Origin of the sequence: uncultured Neptuniibacter sp., assembly GCF_947498015.1 — a bacterium.
In the GTDB taxonomy this organism is placed as follows: domain Bacteria; phylum Pseudomonadota; class Gammaproteobacteria; order Pseudomonadales; family Balneatricaceae; genus Neptuniibacter.
The window spans coordinates 36,961-54,456 of record NZ_CANMIR010000006.1 but is presented as its reverse complement, the minus strand read 5'-3'; the positions used below and the strand labels follow the sequence as shown (position 1 = coordinate 54,456).

Below are 17,496 nucleotides of genomic sequence, written 5' to 3'. Positions count from 1 at the left end.
GACTAGTTCAGGGCTTTTTTATGTCTGCTGATCTGACTAGATAACACTCTTTGTAAAATGAGGACTAGCAGCCCACTCAGCATAGGCAGGCAGCTTATCCAATAGCCCAGCTTGTAGAACATGACTGGCATCACTGCCCCGAACACCACAAAAAGCAGAATGGCACCTCTGCCCCATGGTGGCAGAGCTTGATAGCTTGCAATAAGCATAAAGAGCACAACATAGACACCCAGGCTGATCGACCAAAAAGGCAGAGAGGGTGACAGCACTTTTCCTTGATGAAGACTGCTGAATAGATACGCCTGAACCTCAGTAGAGCTTAACTGCAGAGCCCCTCCCAAAAGATGACTTTCTTCAAGAGAATCATTTCTCAAGCCTACAAATACAGCTTTATCTCTTAGCTGTTCAGATCTCACCGTCCCATTAAGTAACGCGTGGAAGCTAAACCTTGGGACCGTCTGAAAATAGTTCCTGATACCTGGTTGTAACAACACCTCATAATCACGGCTCCATCGATCATGGAACCCTACATGCAGATACGGGGTTCTTAAACCAACATAGTCATCTGCTTTTATGGGAGCGTAGCTAAACAGTGCAGATAATGCCAGGCTCGGCCAACGAGGGTATGAGACACCCGCATAGAGAAAACTTCGCCGTAACACCTGATCAGAATCCGATGCCAGATCCGCATGACCAACCAAGACACCGGGGAGGTCCGGACGGCCTAAAGGGAGAAGCTCAACACTTTTTTCTGCAATCAGTGGTAACACCACCCGACCGCTGTTTTCGACCGCCGTGATTAACGCCCTGTCAGCAGAGTCATTATCAGGATCCGTTTCAACAAATGCGATGTTATAAACAATCGCACCGACCTGGCCTGCCTCCAGTATATCAATTGCCTGGGCATGGTAAGTGCGGTCTATCGGCCAGTGACCTAACCGCTCAAGAGTTTCGGCATCAATATCGATCAGTACCACTTCATCAGCATCAACCTTCTGAGTTGCATAGTGATTCGCCATGTCATAAAGATGACGGTCAAACCACTCAAGCAGAGGGGATAAGCCGACAGTGATTACCATCAATGTAGGTAGTACCGCCTGTAGTAGCAGACGGTAAACTCCTTTCATCAAAGCATCAGCAGCAATGATGCTGCCCCGGTTAAAATAACGGGCCACCAGTTCTCAACCGGAACGACAACGCGCTGAGGTTCACTCCAGGCTCCAGCATAATGATCAGCATCCAGTGATCTTACACGTATATAGTAAGTACCTACTTCCGGCTTATCGACTGCAACCTCTGGGGCGTCAGATATACGCTCAAACAAAACCTCCTTAAACGCCCTGTCCGCCCCCATCTGAAACTCATACTGAACAACCTGCTCTTCCGGCTGCCAACTAAAGAACAGTTCATTTTCTGTTTTGACTGGTGCTTTCAGTTCAGGTATTGGTGGAATAGGCTTCAGCAGGAACTCTCCAGGAAAGCCTACGGGTCCTACTTCACCCGATTCTGTCACACTGGTTACCCGCCAGAAGTATTCCCCTGGCTCACTCAGCTCAACTTCAAACTCGGTTCCTTTCAACCCGGATTCAGATATAACCAAGCGGCTAAAAGCACGATCTTTGGATAATTCAAACCGGAATGATGCTGCAAGATCAGGCCGAGTCCAGGAGAAGCTCACTGCCCCAACATAACTTGATTGGGCCGGACGCGGCAGCTGCCTGACCGGCGGGAATGGACGCGCATCGATGGTGAGTTTTTTAAGTGCATTGAATCCCTGCAGTCCATCAGGGTTCAACCCACTGACGCGCAGCCAATAGACTCCATCTTGAAGTGTAACTGGCAAGCTCACCTTCGGCTGATTAGACAGTTCATCATAGTGAATGCTTGAAAATTCAGAATCTACAGAGATCTGGCTACGATAATGAGCGGCCCCGCTCAATACACGCCATTCCATTTTCCCTGGTAGATAGCGGATCACAGCTGGAGGTTCGGGTAGATTCGGAGCAGGTAACAACGCCTCAGGAGCCTTAGGCCGCTGATTCATCTCCGTGACCGTCCCAAACCCCTGCGCGACCCTTACCGCACCTTCCGCATTGCCTACACCAATCACTCCCTGAGTGACCTCTGCCATTGTACTTTCAGGCTTGGCACGCACGCGATAGGTCGTACCCTTTGTGGTAGCAAACGCAGCCGGTGTATCGATCAAGAACTGAGAACCAGGGACCTTGGCTGGATTAGAGCGGATCTCTGCCTCCCCCTCTTCAAGAAAGACTTTAATATCAACCACACGCCGTTTACTGCCAAGCACAGTCGCCTGCTCAATTCGCAACCGACTATTTTCAAGAATCAGAACCTGGGTACCGTCATCAAATTCCAATAGAACAGAGGCATTATCTGCTGTTTTGATAATATCCCCCTGCCCCAAACTCTGCCCCCTAACTAAAGGCAGATGCGCTCTAGCTTCCCCTCTCATCACAATCTGAGCTGTGACGGTACCGGACACATCAATAATTTTAATATCTGACGGGTATTCACTGATGAATGATCGCGGTATTTTTAAAACCGTGCCTGGAGGCATCTTTCGATCATTACGAACATGGTTTAACTTCTCAACAGCCTGCCACTGGCGCCAGTCGGTTAACAACTCATGAGCGATACTCCAGATCGTTTCACCAGGCTGCATCGGATAGGTCCAATTATTCTGTGTCTCTGCATACGAGAGTGACGTGGTGCAGAATAGGAACAGAGTTAAAAAGGATCGTCTGAGTAGTATTTTCACGTAGTTACAGTGCCTATGAAAGTTTGAATCTGTGCAGAAAAACTGCTGAGAATGATAACCGTAGGCAACTCGTCAAATGTTCGTTTCCTTTCAGAAACCTTCAACGTAATACGCTGAGCCACCATCCATTCCCCCATTAGTATATTGTCGACCAATGAGGCTGTAAGTTTAGGTTTTTTCAGGTTTTTCCATATCTCAGACTCAGCTTTCCCATGCAAAAAAAGTAAAAAAAATGAATCTTTTCATCTGATATTTGCCCAAAGCTGTGCTATCCCAAAAGAGAGGGATTCAAAAGATCCCCTCGAATATAACAACCCGATTGATGGCAAGTGAGACCCACTAAAACCAACTATCAGGTTTTATTTCAGCTGTTTTCCTGTAGATGCAGACGGAGGACCCCGTGATGTTTAAACAGATGGAAAGCAATGGAGCGCAACGCCTCCACTTTTGCTCAGATCCCGCTACCGGATTAAAAGCGATCATCGCTATTCACTCAACCCTACGCGGACCAGCCATCGGCGGCTGCCGTTTTATCAGTTATCAGAATGATAATGATGCTATTACTGATGCGATGCGATTAGCGCGAGGCATGAGTTATAAATCAGCTTTGGCAGGACTTCCCCACGGCGGCGCAAAATCGGTTCTGATCTACCCAGATCACCCCTTTGACCGGGCAGCTTTGATGCAGCAATTTGGACAGTTTGTCACAGAGCTGGGGGGGGAATATATCACCGCGATGGATAGCGGCACTCAGATCAGCGATATGGATAATATCAGCATGAAGACCCGCTGGGTCACCTGCACAAGCGAGATCGGCGATCCTTCTCCCCACACGGCATTAGGCGTATTTGAAGGGATCAAGGCCTCCGTAAAGTTCAAACTGGGACTCCAGTCACTGAGCGGGCTTCACGTTACAATACAAGGGGTTGGTCACGTTGGATATGAGGTCGCCAGATTACTGCATCAGGCGGGCGCAATTCTCACTGTATCCGATATGAATACTGAACCAGTCAAACGCTGCCAGCGAGATTTCCAGGCTTCAGCGGTTGCTCCAGATGATATTTATAGCGTGCCCGCAGAAGTTTTCTGCCCTTGCGGACTGGGGGCTATTCTGAACGATGAGCATATTTCACAACTGCAGGTCCCAATTATTGCCGGTTCAGCTAACAACCAGCTTGCACAGGAGCATCACGGCGATCAACTCAAAGACAAAGGGATTCTCTATGCGCCTGACTATCTGATTAATTCAGGAGGCCTTATCTTTGTCGCGCTTCAATACGCGAAGCAACCCGCTGCCATGATTCGAAATAAAGTGATCCGAATCGGTGATTCTCTCCTACACCTCTATAAGGAAGCAGAGCAATCCGGCACAGCCATCCACCGTCTGGCAGATGAGAGAGCACAGTCGATCATCGCCTCTGCCGGTAAGATGACTTCCGCCGCATAATCTGTGTATCCAGAGGAGCCTGTTATGACTACGCATAATATTTTGCAGTATCTAGATCCAGAGGGCACACCGACACAAACACTACCTCAGTGGTGCAGCTCTCCTGACTGGTTACTCCGCTGTTACCACTACATGGTGCTTGCGCGGCAGTTTGATACCAAAGCGATCGCCCTGCAAAGAACCGGGCAGATGGGGACCTATGCGTCCTTGCTGGGCTCAGAAGCGATCGATGTGAGTGTTGGTTTAAGCATGAGTTCTGAAGATGTTCTGGTTCCATATTACCGTAACCACGCCTGCCAGATCATCCGCGGTATGCCGATCGATGAAGCCTTTCTCTACTGGGGGGGAGATGAGCGTGGCAATGCATCTGCAGCAATGCAGAAAGATTTCCCCAACGCGGTCCCGATAGCGACACAATCTTTGCACGCATGTGGCGTCGCCACAGCCATGAAGGTCCGTAATCAAAAACGCGCCACCATCACTCTTATTGGCGATGGCGGCACCTCTAAAGGTGACTTCATGGAGGCCCTCAATATCGCCGGGGTCTGGCAGCTACCGGTGGTATTCATCATTAACAACAACCAGTGGGCGATCTCTGTACCACGAAAGATTCAGACTGCGGCAACGCAACTTGCAGATAAAGCCGTTGCGGCAGGTATTCCGGGCATGCAAGTTGATGGCAATGATGTCATAGCGATGCGTGAGGCGGTCGATTCCGCCCTGCAACGGGCTTATGAAGGTAAAGGTCCGACATTGATTGAAGCCGTGAGCTACCGATTGTCCGATCATACGACGGCAGATGATGCGACCCGTTACCGCTCAAACGATGAACTGAAAGAAGCCTGGGAGCGTGAACCGATCAAGCGCTTACGCAACTTTATGGTTCTAAGTCAGTTCTGGGATGAGAATAAGGAGCAGGCCCTTTTACAGGAGATTAATCAACTGATTCAACAAGCCGCTGATGATTATCTAACCCGAGGTATTCAACCTGTTGAATCGATGTTCGATTACCTCTACGCAGAGCTCCCGGATCATCTGATCGAGCAGCGGGATTGGGCTATTGTCCGTGCGATGAAAGGCGGTAGCCACTACCAGGAGGGAGAATGACCATGAAACATTCAGTTTGCCTTCTTGAAGCCGTCAATCTGGCACTCGCATCAGAGATGCGTAAAGATGAAGATATTGTCTTGCTTGGCGAAGATATCGGTGTAAATGGCGGTGTTTTCAGAGCGACAGCAAACCTCAGAGATGAATTCGGCCTTAAACGGGTTATGGACACCCCCTTAGCTGAGTCGATGATTGCAGGGCTCAGCATCGGGATGTCTACACAAGGGCTCAAACCGATCGCTGAGATCCAGTTTATGGGGTTTATCTTTCCCGCCCTTGAGCACATTATCTGCCATGCAGCCAGGATGCGTAATAGAACTCGCGGCCGCCTCTCTTGCCCTCTGGTAATACGAGCACCTTTTGGCGGAGGTATCCACGCACCAGAACACCATTCAGAGAGTACCGAGGCTCTGCTAGCTCATATCCCCGGACTTAAAGTCGTCATACCCTCCTCCCCTACACGAGCATACGGTTTACTGCTGGGAGCCATTCGTGACCCGGATCCAGTGATATTCCTTGAACCTAAACGTATCTACCGCAGCGTTCATCAAGAGATCGAAGATAATGGCGAAGCACTTCCATTAGGCAGATGCTTCACGCTCCGTGAAGGTAAGGATATTACGCTGGTCAGTTGGGGGGCGATGATCACAGAAACACTCAGCGCAGCGGAATTACTCAGTGAACAGGGTATCCAATGTGAAGTCATTGATGTCGCCAGTATCAGTCCACTGGATACCGAAACCATTCTGGCTTCGGTGCGTAAAACAGGGCGTTTGGTCATCATCCATGAAGCGTCAAAAAATCTGGGGTTAGGTGCTGAGATTGCGGCAACTGTCGCGGAAAAGTCACTTCTCGATCTACAAGCACCAATCGCTCGGGTCGCCGGATACGACACTGTTATGCCCTATTTCAGGATGGAAAACCATTTCATGCCCAATACACAGGACATCATTGATTCTGTCAATCAGACACTGGAGTTTGTATGAAGTATTTCAAGTTACCGGATCTGGGAGAAGGCCTGCCTGAAGCAGAGATTCTGGAGTGGCACATACAGGAAGGCGATGAAGTCACAACCGATCAGATACTCGTCTCGGTGGAGACCGCAAAAGCGATTATTGAAGTGCCCTCCCCACAATCAGGCGTGATTGCTCATCTGTTTGGAGAACCAGGTGATACCATCCACACCGGCGAGCCACTATTGGAGTTTGCCGGCGCTGATGAAACAGACAGTGGCACCGTTGTCGGTGAGATACCTCAGGCTGCGAATCAGCTTTCACATCAGGATGAGTTCATTATCGGTGCGGCACCCAGCAGTCGATCAGGACAACCACAGACTCGAGCAACACCCGCCGTTCGAGCACTGGCAAAGCGACTCAACATTGACCTCAGCCAACTCAGCGGCAGCGGTCATAACGGCAACATCACTCCCAAAGACGTTGAGCAGGCAGCATACCTGGATAAGAAACATGGTAAAGCAGAGCCTCTTCGCGGTGTAAGAAAACATATGGCGCAGGCGATGGCGCGATCACACGCTGAGGTGGTTCCGGTCACCATTACAGAGGATGCTGATATAGAGCACTGGCCAAAGGGTTCAGATATCACGCTCAGACTGATTCAGGCAATCGCCAGTGCCTGTATAGCTGAACCCGCTTTCAACACCTGGTTTGATGGCCAGTCTCTGAGCCGGCGAATACATACCCATATCGATCTTGGCGTTGCGGTTGATACAGACCAGGGCCTCTTTGTCCCGGTGCTCAGGGATATTGGCAACCGTACTCCAGAAGATATAAGGGATGGCCTGAATCGTCTTAGGGCTGATGTCAAAGCTCGTACTATTCCTGCACAGGAGTTACAAGGGGCTACCCTAACGCTGAGTAACTTCGGCACCATTGCCGGACGTTACGCCAGCCCGATTGTAGTTCCACCGCAAGTCGCCATTATTGGCGCAGGGGTTATCCGTCAACAGCCAGTGGCCGTTAAGGGTAAGCTCTGCATCCATAGAATTTTACCCCTTTCCTTAACATTTGATCATCGGGCTCTGACCGGTGGGGAAGCCGCTCGCTTCTTGCTTGCTCTTCTAAGGGCGCTACAGGAATAAAACTATAATTCCTTATAAATCATAAGATTAAAATTTACTGCAACCTTCCAGAAAGAATCGCTGTCAAACAATCAGAGTTAGAAAATGTGGACTACACTAACAACAGATAGCTAGAGAACAGCATGACAAATTAATGTGTAAGCGTAATAAAAGGCTTGGCTGAAAAAGGTGATTAGTATGAGTATATTTGACCACTATAAAGCCCGATATGAATCCATACAGCAGGAAGAGTTTAGTTTGGATGAGTTTCTGCAACTCTGTAAACAAGACCCTTCCGTCTATGCCGATGCTGCCGAACGAATGCTTCAGGCAATCGGCGAACCGGAGATGATCGATACCTCCCGGGATCCACGCTTAAGCCGCATTTTTTCCAACAAGTTGATCAAACGCTACCCAGCCTTTAGTGAGTTTTATGGCATGGAAGATGCCATAGAGAACATCGTCTCCTACTTCAAACACGCAGCACAAGGGCTGGAAGAACGAAAACAGATTCTCTATCTATTAGGCCCGGTCGGCGGTGGTAAATCCTCTCTGGCTGAACGTCTAAAACACCTCCTGGAACACATCCCTTTCTATGCTATTAAGGGCTCTCCTGTGTTCGAATCTCCTCTGGGATTATTCAATCCGGAAGAGGACAGCACAATACTGGAGGAGGAGTATGGAATCCCACGCCGCTATATTAAAGGGATCATGTCACCTTGGGCGGCCAAACGTATGCATGAGTTTGGCGGGGACATCTCCAAATTCAGAGTAGTCAAACTCTACCCCTCTATTCTCGATCAGGTTGGTATTGCCAAAACCGAGCCCGGTGATGAAAACAACCAGGATATTTCCAGCCTTGTCGGTAAAGTAGATATCCGCAAGCTTGAAGAATATCCACAGCATGACCCGGATGCTTACAGTTTCTCGGGTGCTCTGTGCCGGGCTAACCAGGGGATGATGGAATTTGTCGAGATGTTTAAAGCTCCGATCAAAGTCCTCCATCCACTCTTAACCGCTACTCAGGAAGGTAACTACAACAGTACTGAGGGGATGGGCGCAATCCCCTATGAAGGTATTCTCCTCGCCCACTCTAACGAATCTGAGTGGCAAACCTTCAAAAACAATAAAACCAATGAGGCATTTATTGACCGTATCTATATTGTCAAAGTGCCCTACTGCTGCCGTGTCACTGAAGAGATCCATATCTATGAGAAACTGCTTGAAAACAGCTCTCTCAGTCACTCCCCCTGCGCACCTGACACTCTGAATATGCTGGCTCAATTCTCGGTTCTCTCTCGTATGAAAGAACCCGAAAATTCAAGCCTGTATTCTAAGATGAGGGTCTATGATGGTGAGAACCTAAAAGATACGGATCCGAAAGCAAAATCGATGCAGGAATACAAAGATTCCGCCGGAGTCGACGAAGCGATGGATGGTCTCTCCACCCGATTTGCCTTCAAAATCCTTTCAAAAGTATTCAACTTTGATCCATCTGAGATTGCAGCAAACCCTGTGCACCTGATGTATGTACTGGAAAAAGAGATCGAACAGCAGCAGTTCCAACAGGAAAAGCAGGAACGCTATCTGGGATTCCTGAAAGAGTTTATTGCACCTAAATATATTGAGTACCTCGGTAAAGAGATTCAGACCGCTTATCTGGAATCCTACTCAGAGTACGGACAGAATATTTTTGATCGTTATGTAACCTATGCCGATTTCTGGATTCAAGATCAGGAATATCGTGACCCTGAAACCGGGGATATCCTCGATCGGCAGGCGATTAATGAGGAGCTGGAGAAGATAGAAAAACCAGCCGGCATCAGTAATCCTAAAGATTTTCGGCACGAGATTGTTAACTTCGTCCTTCGTGCTCGCGCAAATAATAACGGTAATAACCCCTCCTGGATGGGGTATGAAAAAATGCGTACCGTCATCGAGAAGAAGATGTTTTCCAATACCGAAGATCTGTTACCCGTTATCTCCTTCAATGCGAAGGCTTCCAGTGATGAGCAAACCAAACATGGTGAATTCGTGAAACGGATGATCAAGCGAGGTTACACCGAGAAACAGGTTCGCCTGCTCTCGGAATGGTATATCCGCGTCAGGAAGTCACAATAATGGACCATCACATAGGCAGTTAGCCAAACTCTCGGGCAAAGGCCCGCCCGATTGATAGGTATATTAATTGAGCAGGCCTTCTATGGGGATAGAAGTATGAGTTACATCATTGATCGCCGCCTAAATTCCAAGAAAAAGAGTACGGTAAACCGACAACGTTTTCTCCGCCGCTACAAAAAACATATCAAAGATGCGGTTGAAGATGCGGTCAACAACCGCTCCATCACCGACATTGATAAGGGCGGTAACGTCACGATCCCCCGTCGCGATATCTCTGAGCCAATCTTCCATCATGGCGAAGGCGGGATGCGTACCAAAGTATTCCCAGGCAATAAAGAGTTTGTCGTCGGTGATCAGTTTCAACGCCCTCCTGGTGGAGGCGGTGGTGGTGCAGGTGAAGGCAAAGCCAGTAATCAGGGTGAGGGCGAGGATGAATTCACATTTCAGATCAATCAGGAGGAGTTTCTCGACTTTATGTTTGATGGGCTTGAGCTCCCCTACCTCGTAAAAAAACAACTTAAAAATGCCACCCAGTATGAAACACGTCGAGCGGGTTTCACTAATGCCGGCAGCCCGGAGAAGATCCATATTGTTCGCTCACTCAAAGCCGCTCATGCACGTCGAATCGCTCTTACCGGGAAAGATCGTAAAAAGATCAGAGAGCTAAGCAAAGAGATCGAACTACTCAAACAACAATTACCCAATCCGGAGACCTCCCTGCAGATTAATAAGCTCAATGAGGAGATAGAGCTTTTAAAACAGCGACTCAAGCGTATCCCTTTTCTGGATGATTTTGATATTAAATACAATAACCTGGTGAAAATACCGGTCCCCTCCAGCAAAGCGGTCATGTTTTGCATCATGGATGTTTCGGGGTCGATGACCCAAAGCATTAAAGATATGGCTAAACGTTTCTTTATCCTGCTTTATCTGTTCCTGAAGCGTAACTATAAGCAGATTGAAGTCGTCTTCGTTCGGCATCACACACATGCAAAAGAGGTCGATGAGCAGGAGTTTTTCTACTCAAGGGAGACCGGTGGCACCATAGTCTCCAGTGCTCTGGATCTGAGTTCGGATATTATTGAAAAACGTTACTCCCCTGCCGACTGGAATATCTACATCGCCCAGGCATCTGACGGTGATAACTGGGATGGTGATTCCTCCAAATGCTCGAAAGTTCTTCATGAAAAAATTCTCAATAAAGTGCAGTATTTTGCCTATGTAGAGATCACTACCGGTCCCCACCAGAACCTCTGGCAGGAATATGAAAAGCTTCAATCGGTGTGGGCTGAATGCTTTGCGATGCAGCAGATAAGAGAACCTGCTGACATATTCCCCGTTTTCCGCAGTCTGTTTGAGAAAAAATCGGAGGGGGCGGCATGAAGAAACGCGAACCTATCTCGACAGGTGCAGAGTGGACCTTTGAAATGATCGCGGAATATGATCATGAGATTGGTCGAATCGCTCAGGAGTTTGGCCTGGATACCTACCCTAATCAGATAGAGGTGATCACGTCGGAACAGATGATGGACGCATATGCCTCCATCGGAATGCCGTTGAATTACAACCACTGGTCGTTTGGTAAACAGTTTGTTGAAACCCATCAGAACTACAAACGTGGACGAATGGGACTTGCCTACGAGATTGTAATCAATTCCGATCCCTGTATCGCTTACCTGATGGAAGAGAACACTATGACGATGCAGGCGCTGGTAATCGCGCATGCATGCTATGGCCATAACTCATTTTTTAAAGGCAACTATCTGTTCAAAACCTGGACGGATGCCTCCGCAATCATCGATTACCTGCTCTTCGCGAAAAACTACATCACCCATTGTGAGGAGCGCCATGGTGTTGATGCCGTCGAAGAGTTATTGGATTCCTGTCATGCGCTGATGAGCTACGGCGTAAACCGTTATGTACGCCCTCAACCGCTAACCGCCGATGAAGAGAAAGAGAGACAACAGGCCCGCGAGGAGTATATACAGCGTCACTTGAATGACCTCTGGAATACAATTCCGAAGAAAGAGGAGGGTGCGGCTCCCTCCATTGAGCGCTTCCCCAGAGATCCAGAGGAAAACATTCTCTATTTCATAGAGAAGAATGCGCCTCTGCTGGAACCCTGGCAGAGGGAGATCGTGCGAATTGTACGTAAGGTTGCACAATACTTTTATCCACAGAAACAAACACAGGTAATGAATGAGGGCTGGGCCTGTTTCTGGCACTACACATTACTGCATCAACTCCATGAAGAGGGCCTGGTGACAGACGGATTTATGGTCGAATTTCTCCACTCTCATACCAGCGTGGTTTATCAGCCACCTTTTGACAGCCCGTATTTCAATGGAATCAACCCCTATACACTGGGGTATAACATGATGCAGGATATCAAGCGGATCTGTGTGGACCCAACCGAGGAGGATAGGGAGTGGTTCCCGGATATTGCCGGATCCGACTGGATAAAAACGCTGGATCATGCCATGCGAAACTACAAAGATGAAAGTTTCATCCTACAGTACCTTTCACCCCGACTGATTCGTGAACTCAAGCTATTCACCATCATGGATAATGCAGAAAAACCGACACTGGAGGTTACATCTATCCATAATGAATCGGGCTATCGTCAGGTACGTGAAGATCTATCCGCACAGTACAATCTTGGCAACAGAGAGCCCAATATTCAGGTTTATAATGTGAATGTCCGGGGTGATCGCAGCCTTACCCTCAGGCACTTCATGCACAATCAGCAGCCTCTGGGTGACTCCTCTGGCGAAGTGTTACGGCATATCCACCGCCTCTGGGGATTTGATGTCCATCTTGAGTCAGTTTTACCCGACGGAACTGTGACAAAGAGTTATCACTGCCCCGAAATAATCACCGAAGGGGAAACTGACTCGCTGCTATAAAGTTGGTTTTCCCCTCTCTCAACTCCCGTTATACTCAGCTAAACCTGTTTAAGTGAGGACGTGTAATGGATTGTCTGTTTTGCAAGATTGTAAACAATGAAATTCCTGCGGAGATTATCTATGAAGATGATCAGGTGATTGCGTTTAACGATATAAATCCGCAAGCACCTACACATGCATTGATCATCCCTCGTAAACATATCGCTACACTGAATGATATTGCTGATGAAGATGCCTCATTAGTGGGACATATGGTCCAAGTCGCGGGGAAGATCGCCAAACAGCTAGGCTTTGATAGCACTGGGTACCGCACTGTTTTCAACTGCAACGAGCACGGCGGGCAGACCGTCTACCATATTCACCTGCACCTTCTGGGCGGTAAACCAATGGGATGGCCTCCCTATCAGGAGACATTAAAAACACCGGTATGATTCTCATGCTCCTGGCTTAAGGGATTGGTAATAGGAGATTAATTCACGTTTTGTGGAAAATCATGGGCATGCTCTGAGATCCATTCCAGAGCAGCCTGCTCGGTTGTCAGCTCTCTCCCCTCTTTTCGCCAAATCTCCTGCCGGTATTGCTCAATGTAGCAGACCTGCTCTACCATTCTCACCGCGTAAGCGGTTGCCAGATCAGCAAAACCGATTCCGATCAGGTAGTGGGAGCCTTCATGCTTACACCAGACCACATGACCTATCGTTTTGAATGGCGGCGGCTCAATCGTAATCTCAACCTCAACAGCTTCCCCTGGGTTCATTAAACAGGCCGATTCGCAGGATAGACCACCCGCACTGACATCACGCGTTTTCACGTCCTGATTTTCGATCTCATTTTTGTGAGCAACATTACAGATATGAATAGGGATTTCAGCGGGATGACGGATAAAGCGGCGAGGCATAAGCTATCTCCTCCAGACTCATACCTATAAGTGTAGCCTGAATAAAAAATAAGGGAGCCAGTGGCTCCCTTATCTATATAGCAAGAAGATCCTAACCTCGTGCCAGCAGCTCACGTAGATCGATGATTGCCGCATTAGCTCGGGAAATGTAATTTGCCATCACCAACGAGTGGTTAGCGAATAAGCCAAACCCACCGCCATTCAGGATCATAGGGCTCCAAACAGTATCCTGTGTCGCTTCCAATTCGCGTATAATCTGCTGCAAGCTGACACGCGCATTTTTCTTATCCAATACAGGTGCAAAATCATGTTCAATCGCTTTGAGGATGTGCAGCAAGGCCCAAGCAGATCCTCGGGCTTCATAGAACACATCATCGATCTCTAACCAGGGTGTTTTAACCTCTGAGTCTTTAGCCGACTTTGTGGACTGTTCAGCATCCGGATCCCCAGCTAGATCAGTATTCAACCGTTTCTGTCCAACGCTGGCACTTAGCCGTTGAGAAAGGCTACCTAAACGGGTTTGCACATCACCTAACCAATTGTTCAAATTATCTGCACGTGCAAAAAACTGGGCTTCAGACTGTTCCGGTTGAGCCAGCCCCATAAGGTAGGAGTCCAGCGCCTCCAGACCCTCTTTGTATTGTGATTCAGATGAGGGAAGCAACCAGCTATTAGCATCAAAATGGAATTGAGGCTCCGCAATCGTTAGGGCTGGGTATTCAACAGATTGGGATTGAGAACGACTGAAATCTTTTCGGAGTGCTCGGGCCATATCGCGAATTTGCACCAGTACGCCATATTCCCAGTTACTGATATTATCCAACACAACCCCCGGTGGCAGCATATCGTTGCTAATATAGCCACCCGGCTTTGTTAAAAGCGTATCCATAAGGCGGTGTAGTGTGAACACAGAAACATATCCGGTCGTCGACTTCAAACCCTGCTCTGTTGCATGCGCTTCAGCTTCTTCTAGAGGTTCGAACGCGGTCGGCTTTACACTCCAATAGAATCCTAGAGGGATGGAAACAACGATCATCAGGAGCAGCGCCGCAATGATCCCTCGGCTGATCTTCCCACCTGGGGCGTTATCCCAAAAGTCTAAAAACCAATCAATTACAAACCCCATAGCATCCTCTACTTTATAAGCTCACCTGCCAGGCAGATGAAAAACCGTCAAATAACCAACATCCAGACATGACAGATTCATCACTGGAATTTCATTCTAACCTCTCCCTCCTTCAGGATATAGTTATCATAGAATCTGGGACGAAAAATAGTGTATCAATTAACAGCACGACAGCCAGATGCCGCTATCATTATAATAAAGTACAGGTTGACGGCTGTTTATTGCACCTGCAAAATCGTATTTAATATTAATTTTCAGTGATGAAAAGGTTTGCTATAACTTAGCTATAGTACTTCTAAGGGATATATATGGCAGGTAATGAAGGGGCAAAACCGCTTAAACTGCTTTTTACTCTTCTTTCCGTAATTCTTATATCTGCACTCCTTGTATTTAGTTATGCACTCTGGACAGATGTAAAGAGTAGTCAGTTCGATAAGCTGTATAAACAGAATCAGACGTTGATCAGTCAAAGCCGGACTTTTTTCGATCACCAAACACGCCTGATTATTAAAACCTTCCAGTCAGTCATCTCTGCAAACAACATTAATAGCGATGATGCGACAAACACCTTTGACTACCTTCTTTCAACAACCGATGAAGCGGCCTCTTATGCCCTCCTGAAACCAAACGGGCAATTACTGTTGAGTCATGGAGACATAGAGCCGTCTCCACCAAACGAGCAATTCCTCACCGTCATACAACGTCTTCGCTCCAGCAAGACTGCACAGATTGGCTACCTTTTCCGTTCAGGGCTGCTGGGTGAATACTACCTGCCTTTCTACGTTCCTCTACTGGATGAAAAGAAAAACATCATCGCAATCGCTGCCTCCTTCTACCGGGTTCAGGGTGAACACTCTGTGATGAAAAAGTTTATTAATCTGGATGAGAATACTGTCTGGTTACTGGGTGAACAGGGACTGGTAAGAATGTCTTACCCTGTACCCAAAGGTTTTGTATCAGATCTGCTGGGATGGCGACTGGCTCAGGAAACGGTTCTCTCGATGCAGGAGAGCCTGCGTGCGGGTAATAGTCGTGATGGTATTGAGTTGGAGATAAAAGGGGGACAGGTACTGGCCAATGTCGGTTATTTACCTGAATATCAATTGATCTCACTGAACTCTGTACCACAGACAAAACTGATCCAGATCTGGCTCGATAGAATACAACCCATCGCCTCTGTTTTTGCACTCTTTTTGGTTGCTGCGATCCTCGCCTACCGTATCGCACTGAAAATCAGTCGCAATATTGCGGAGGCCCGTCTTCAGGCCGAGGGCAAGATCCAAAAACTCTCTAAAGCGATAGAACAAAGCCCGAATAGTGTCGTCATCACTGATAACAATTGGTCAATCGAGTACGCCAATAGTCACTTTGACCTTCTGAATGCGAAGCCAAATGCACGCAAACAGGCTAAAGGCAAAAATATCTTCGACTACCCCCCTTACAACTTGATGAGTGAAATCCTAGAAAAGGTTGAGAATGAAATCAGGAACAACGGGAGTTGGTTTGGGGAGCGTAAAACTGACTTTGAAGCTAAATGGTACTCATTTTCTGTCAGTCATATCACCAACAATGATGGCCAGATCACTCACTACGTTGTGGTTGTTCAGGACATCAGTAGCCGTAAAGAAGCTGAAGCGAAGCTATTCAAGCAAGCATACTTTGACCCTCTCACAGAACTCCCTAATCGCCGTAAAGCTAATGAAAATCTGACTAAAGAGCTACAAAATGCCTGGCAAAGTAAACAAAAGGTAGCCGTCCTTTATCTGGATATCGATAATTTCAAGAACGTTAACGACACCTTTGGTCATCTGATTGGAGATCAGCTACTGCAGTTAATTGCGGGTCGCTTGGTTAAAACCAGTAAAGGTCATGGGCATGTTTGTCATATCAGCGGAGACGAGTTTCTGATCTACGTTAGCTATGAGGATAAAACAGAGATCGATTATCTGGCTAACCGCATTCTCAGGGATATTGAAAAACCGGTCTCGATCTCTGGAAAACAGATCTATAACTCGGCCAGTATCGGCATCGCCTGCTACCCGGATGATAACAACGATGTAGTAGGCTTAATGAAGTTTGCTGATATCGCCCTTTATGAATCCAAAAAAGCGGGCCGTAACCGTTACAGCTACTTTGACCATAAGTTAGATCAGCTTCTCAAACGACGCCATCAGATAGAAACTGAGCTCCGCACTGCCCTGAAGCATAATGAGATCTACATGGTCTACCAGAGCAAAAATGATATCCAGAATGAATCGATTATCGGTTTTGAAGCACTGATGCGCTGGAAGAGTAAAGCCCTGGGTGAGGTTAGCCCGGTTGAGTTTATTGAGATCGCTGAAGAGATAGGTGTCATCGACGAACTGGGCGAATTTGCACTTCAGCAGGCTTGTGTAGACCTGCAGGAGTTCCAAAACTTCAGCTCCCAACCTCTGCGTATGGCCGTCAACCTTTCCGTCAGACAGCTTAACGATGCCAATATTGTTAATACGGTAGCCGACATCATCAAAACCTCAGGCATTGATCCAAAGCTTCTGGAACTCGAAATCACCGAAAGTATGCTGGCAGAAAATTTAGATAAACTGCTGCCACGGCTTGAGGGTTTGCTTCAACTTGGCACATCCCTGACGATTGATGATTTTGGTACCGGCTATAGCTCCTTAAGCTACCTGACCACCTTCCCAGTCTCTACCCTGAAAGTTGACCGTGCATTTGTAAAAGATATGGTGACCAACAGCGGGGATGCCACATTAACTAACACTATTATCACCATGTCCCATGCACTCAGCCTTAAGGTTGTTGCTGAAGGGATCGAAGATCGGGATCAGCTGAAAATGCTTCAGAATTTTGGCTGTGACATCGGTCAGGGTTACCTTTTCAGCAAACCTCTGACCAAGCATGAGATGATTATATTAGTTGAAACTAATAACCTGCCAGAGACCACCAGCTTCGGAACAAACACTTGAAACACGAGCCAGCTCCTAACTCAGTTTCGGTGAGCCTAGCGATCTAATTCAGATCACCAACACTCTAAT

13 protein-coding genes are annotated in these 17,496 nt (G+C 47.7%); 9 read left to right on the top strand and 4 right to left on the bottom strand.

Features of this window, described 5'->3' with window-relative positions:
- Window positions 1–2: 2 nt before the first annotated feature.
- Together Q0882_RS09340 and Q0882_RS09335 are read right to left on the bottom strand one after the other, a co-directional pair.
- Window positions 3–1,127 carry a CHASE2 domain-containing protein gene (locus Q0882_RS09340; RefSeq protein WP_299180621.1) on the bottom strand — a complete coding sequence of 375 codons (1,125 nt, stop codon included), beginning with the start codon at window positions 1,125–1,127 and terminating at the stop codon, window positions 3–5.
- Window positions 1,127–2,683: a FecR domain-containing protein gene (locus tag Q0882_RS09335; protein ID WP_299180618.1), complete on the bottom strand. Its 1,557-nt coding sequence runs from the start codon at window positions 2,681–2,683 to the stop codon at window positions 1,127–1,129. The genes Q0882_RS09340 and Q0882_RS09335 overlap by 1 nt, the downstream gene beginning before the upstream one ends.
- A gap of 499 nt (window positions 2,684–3,182) precedes the next feature.
- Here Q0882_RS09335 and Q0882_RS09330 point away from each other — a divergent pair, with 499 nt between their 5' ends.
- The 8 genes from Q0882_RS09330 to Q0882_RS09295 all read left to right on the top strand — a co-directional run bounded on the left by Q0882_RS09330 (window position 3,183) and on the right by Q0882_RS09295 (window position 12,868).
- Complete coding sequence (locus tag Q0882_RS09330) at window positions 3,183–4,226, top strand: amino acid dehydrogenase (protein WP_299180615.1); 1,044 nt, start codon at window positions 3,183–3,185, stop codon at window positions 4,224–4,226.
- 24 nt (window positions 4,227–4,250) lie between these two features.
- On the top strand, window positions 4,251–5,333 hold the full coding sequence (gene pdhA, locus Q0882_RS09325; RefSeq protein ID WP_299180613.1) for a pyruvate dehydrogenase (acetyl-transferring) E1 component subunit alpha: 1,083 nt from the start codon (window positions 4,251–4,253) through the stop codon (window positions 5,331–5,333).
- A 2-nt stretch (window positions 5,334–5,335) separates the two neighbouring features.
- Window positions 5,336–6,319, top strand: a complete 984-nt coding sequence (locus Q0882_RS09320; RefSeq protein ID WP_299180611.1) for an alpha-ketoacid dehydrogenase subunit beta — start codon at window positions 5,336–5,338, stop codon at window positions 6,317–6,319.
- The gene (locus Q0882_RS09315) at window positions 6,316–7,431 is read left to right on the top strand and encodes a dihydrolipoamide acetyltransferase family protein (RefSeq protein WP_299180608.1); all 1,116 of its coding nucleotides are present in this window, start codon (window positions 6,316–6,318) and stop codon (window positions 7,429–7,431) included. The genes Q0882_RS09320 and Q0882_RS09315 overlap by 4 nt, the downstream gene beginning before the upstream one ends.
- Window positions 7,432–7,608: 177 nt before the next feature.
- On the top strand, window positions 7,609–9,531 hold the full coding sequence (locus Q0882_RS09310; RefSeq protein ID WP_299180605.1) for a PrkA family serine protein kinase: 1,923 nt from the start codon (window positions 7,609–7,611) through the stop codon (window positions 9,529–9,531).
- Between the two features lie 96 nt (window positions 9,532–9,627).
- Entirely contained in the window at window positions 9,628–10,914 is a 1,287-nt protein-coding gene (locus tag Q0882_RS09305) for a YeaH/YhbH family protein (RefSeq protein ID WP_299180602.1), read from the top strand.
- Window positions 10,911–12,437, top strand: a complete 1,527-nt coding sequence (locus Q0882_RS09300) for a SpoVR family protein (RefSeq protein ID WP_299180600.1) — start codon at window positions 10,911–10,913, stop codon at window positions 12,435–12,437. Before Q0882_RS09305 ends, Q0882_RS09300 begins: the two co-directional genes overlap by 4 nt.
- A gap of 65 nt (window positions 12,438–12,502) precedes the next feature.
- Window positions 12,503–12,868, top strand: a complete 366-nt coding sequence (locus Q0882_RS09295; RefSeq protein WP_299180598.1) for a histidine triad nucleotide-binding protein — start codon at window positions 12,503–12,505, stop codon at window positions 12,866–12,868.
- 38 nt (window positions 12,869–12,906) lie between these two features.
- On the opposite strand, the gene Q0882_RS09290 is transcribed toward Q0882_RS09295, so the two are convergent.
- A complete protein-coding gene (locus Q0882_RS09290; RefSeq protein ID WP_299180596.1) occupies window positions 12,907–13,335 on the bottom strand; it encodes a PilZ domain-containing protein in 429 nt (142 codons plus the stop codon).
- Between the two features lie 91 nt (window positions 13,336–13,426).
- Window positions 13,427–14,461 (bottom strand): DUF2333 family protein, encoded by a 1,035-nt coding sequence (locus Q0882_RS09285; protein WP_299180593.1) that lies wholly within the window; start codon window positions 14,459–14,461, stop codon window positions 13,427–13,429.
- 308 nt (window positions 14,462–14,769) lie between these two features.
- On the opposite strand from Q0882_RS09285, the gene Q0882_RS09280 reads away from it, so the two are divergent.
- Entirely contained in the window at window positions 14,770–17,427 is a 2,658-nt protein-coding gene (locus Q0882_RS09280) for a bifunctional diguanylate cyclase/phosphodiesterase (RefSeq protein WP_299180591.1), read from the top strand.
- Window positions 17,428–17,496: the final 69 nt, after the last annotated feature.

What these genes read in the sequence shown, in the direction of transcription:
- Q0882_RS09340 (WP_299180621.1), bottom strand. Translation starts at nt 1,127, where the DNA reads ATGAAAGGAGTTTACCGTCTGCTACTACAGGCGGTACTACCTACATTG.
- Q0882_RS09335 (WP_299180618.1), bottom strand. Translation starts at nt 2,683, where the DNA reads ATGCAGCCTGGTGAAACGATCTGGAGTATCGCTCATGAGTTGTTAACC.
- Q0882_RS09330 (WP_299180615.1), top strand. Translation starts at nt 3,183, where the DNA reads ATGTTTAAACAGATGGAAAGCAATGGAGCGCAACGCCTCCACTTTTGC.
- pdhA (WP_299180613.1), top strand. Translation starts at nt 4,251, where the DNA reads ATGACTACGCATAATATTTTGCAGTATCTAGATCCAGAGGGCACACCG.
- Q0882_RS09320 (WP_299180611.1), top strand. Translation starts at nt 5,336, where the DNA reads ATGAAACATTCAGTTTGCCTTCTTGAAGCCGTCAATCTGGCACTCGCA.
- Q0882_RS09315 (WP_299180608.1), top strand. Translation starts at nt 6,316, where the DNA reads ATGAAGTATTTCAAGTTACCGGATCTGGGAGAAGGCCTGCCTGAAGCA.
- Q0882_RS09310 (WP_299180605.1), top strand. Translation starts at nt 7,609, where the DNA reads ATGAGTATATTTGACCACTATAAAGCCCGATATGAATCCATACAGCAG.
- Q0882_RS09305 (WP_299180602.1), top strand. Translation starts at nt 9,628, where the DNA reads ATGAGTTACATCATTGATCGCCGCCTAAATTCCAAGAAAAAGAGTACG.
- Q0882_RS09300 (WP_299180600.1), top strand. Translation starts at nt 10,911, where the DNA reads ATGAAGAAACGCGAACCTATCTCGACAGGTGCAGAGTGGACCTTTGAA.
- Q0882_RS09295 (WP_299180598.1), top strand. Translation starts at nt 12,503, where the DNA reads ATGGATTGTCTGTTTTGCAAGATTGTAAACAATGAAATTCCTGCGGAG.
- Q0882_RS09290 (WP_299180596.1), bottom strand. Translation starts at nt 13,335, where the DNA reads ATGCCTCGCCGCTTTATCCGTCATCCCGCTGAAATCCCTATTCATATC.
- Q0882_RS09285 (WP_299180593.1), bottom strand. Translation starts at nt 14,461, where the DNA reads ATGGGGTTTGTAATTGATTGGTTTTTAGACTTTTGGGATAACGCCCCA.
- Q0882_RS09280 (WP_299180591.1), top strand. Translation starts at nt 14,770, where the DNA reads ATGGCAGGTAATGAAGGGGCAAAACCGCTTAAACTGCTTTTTACTCTT.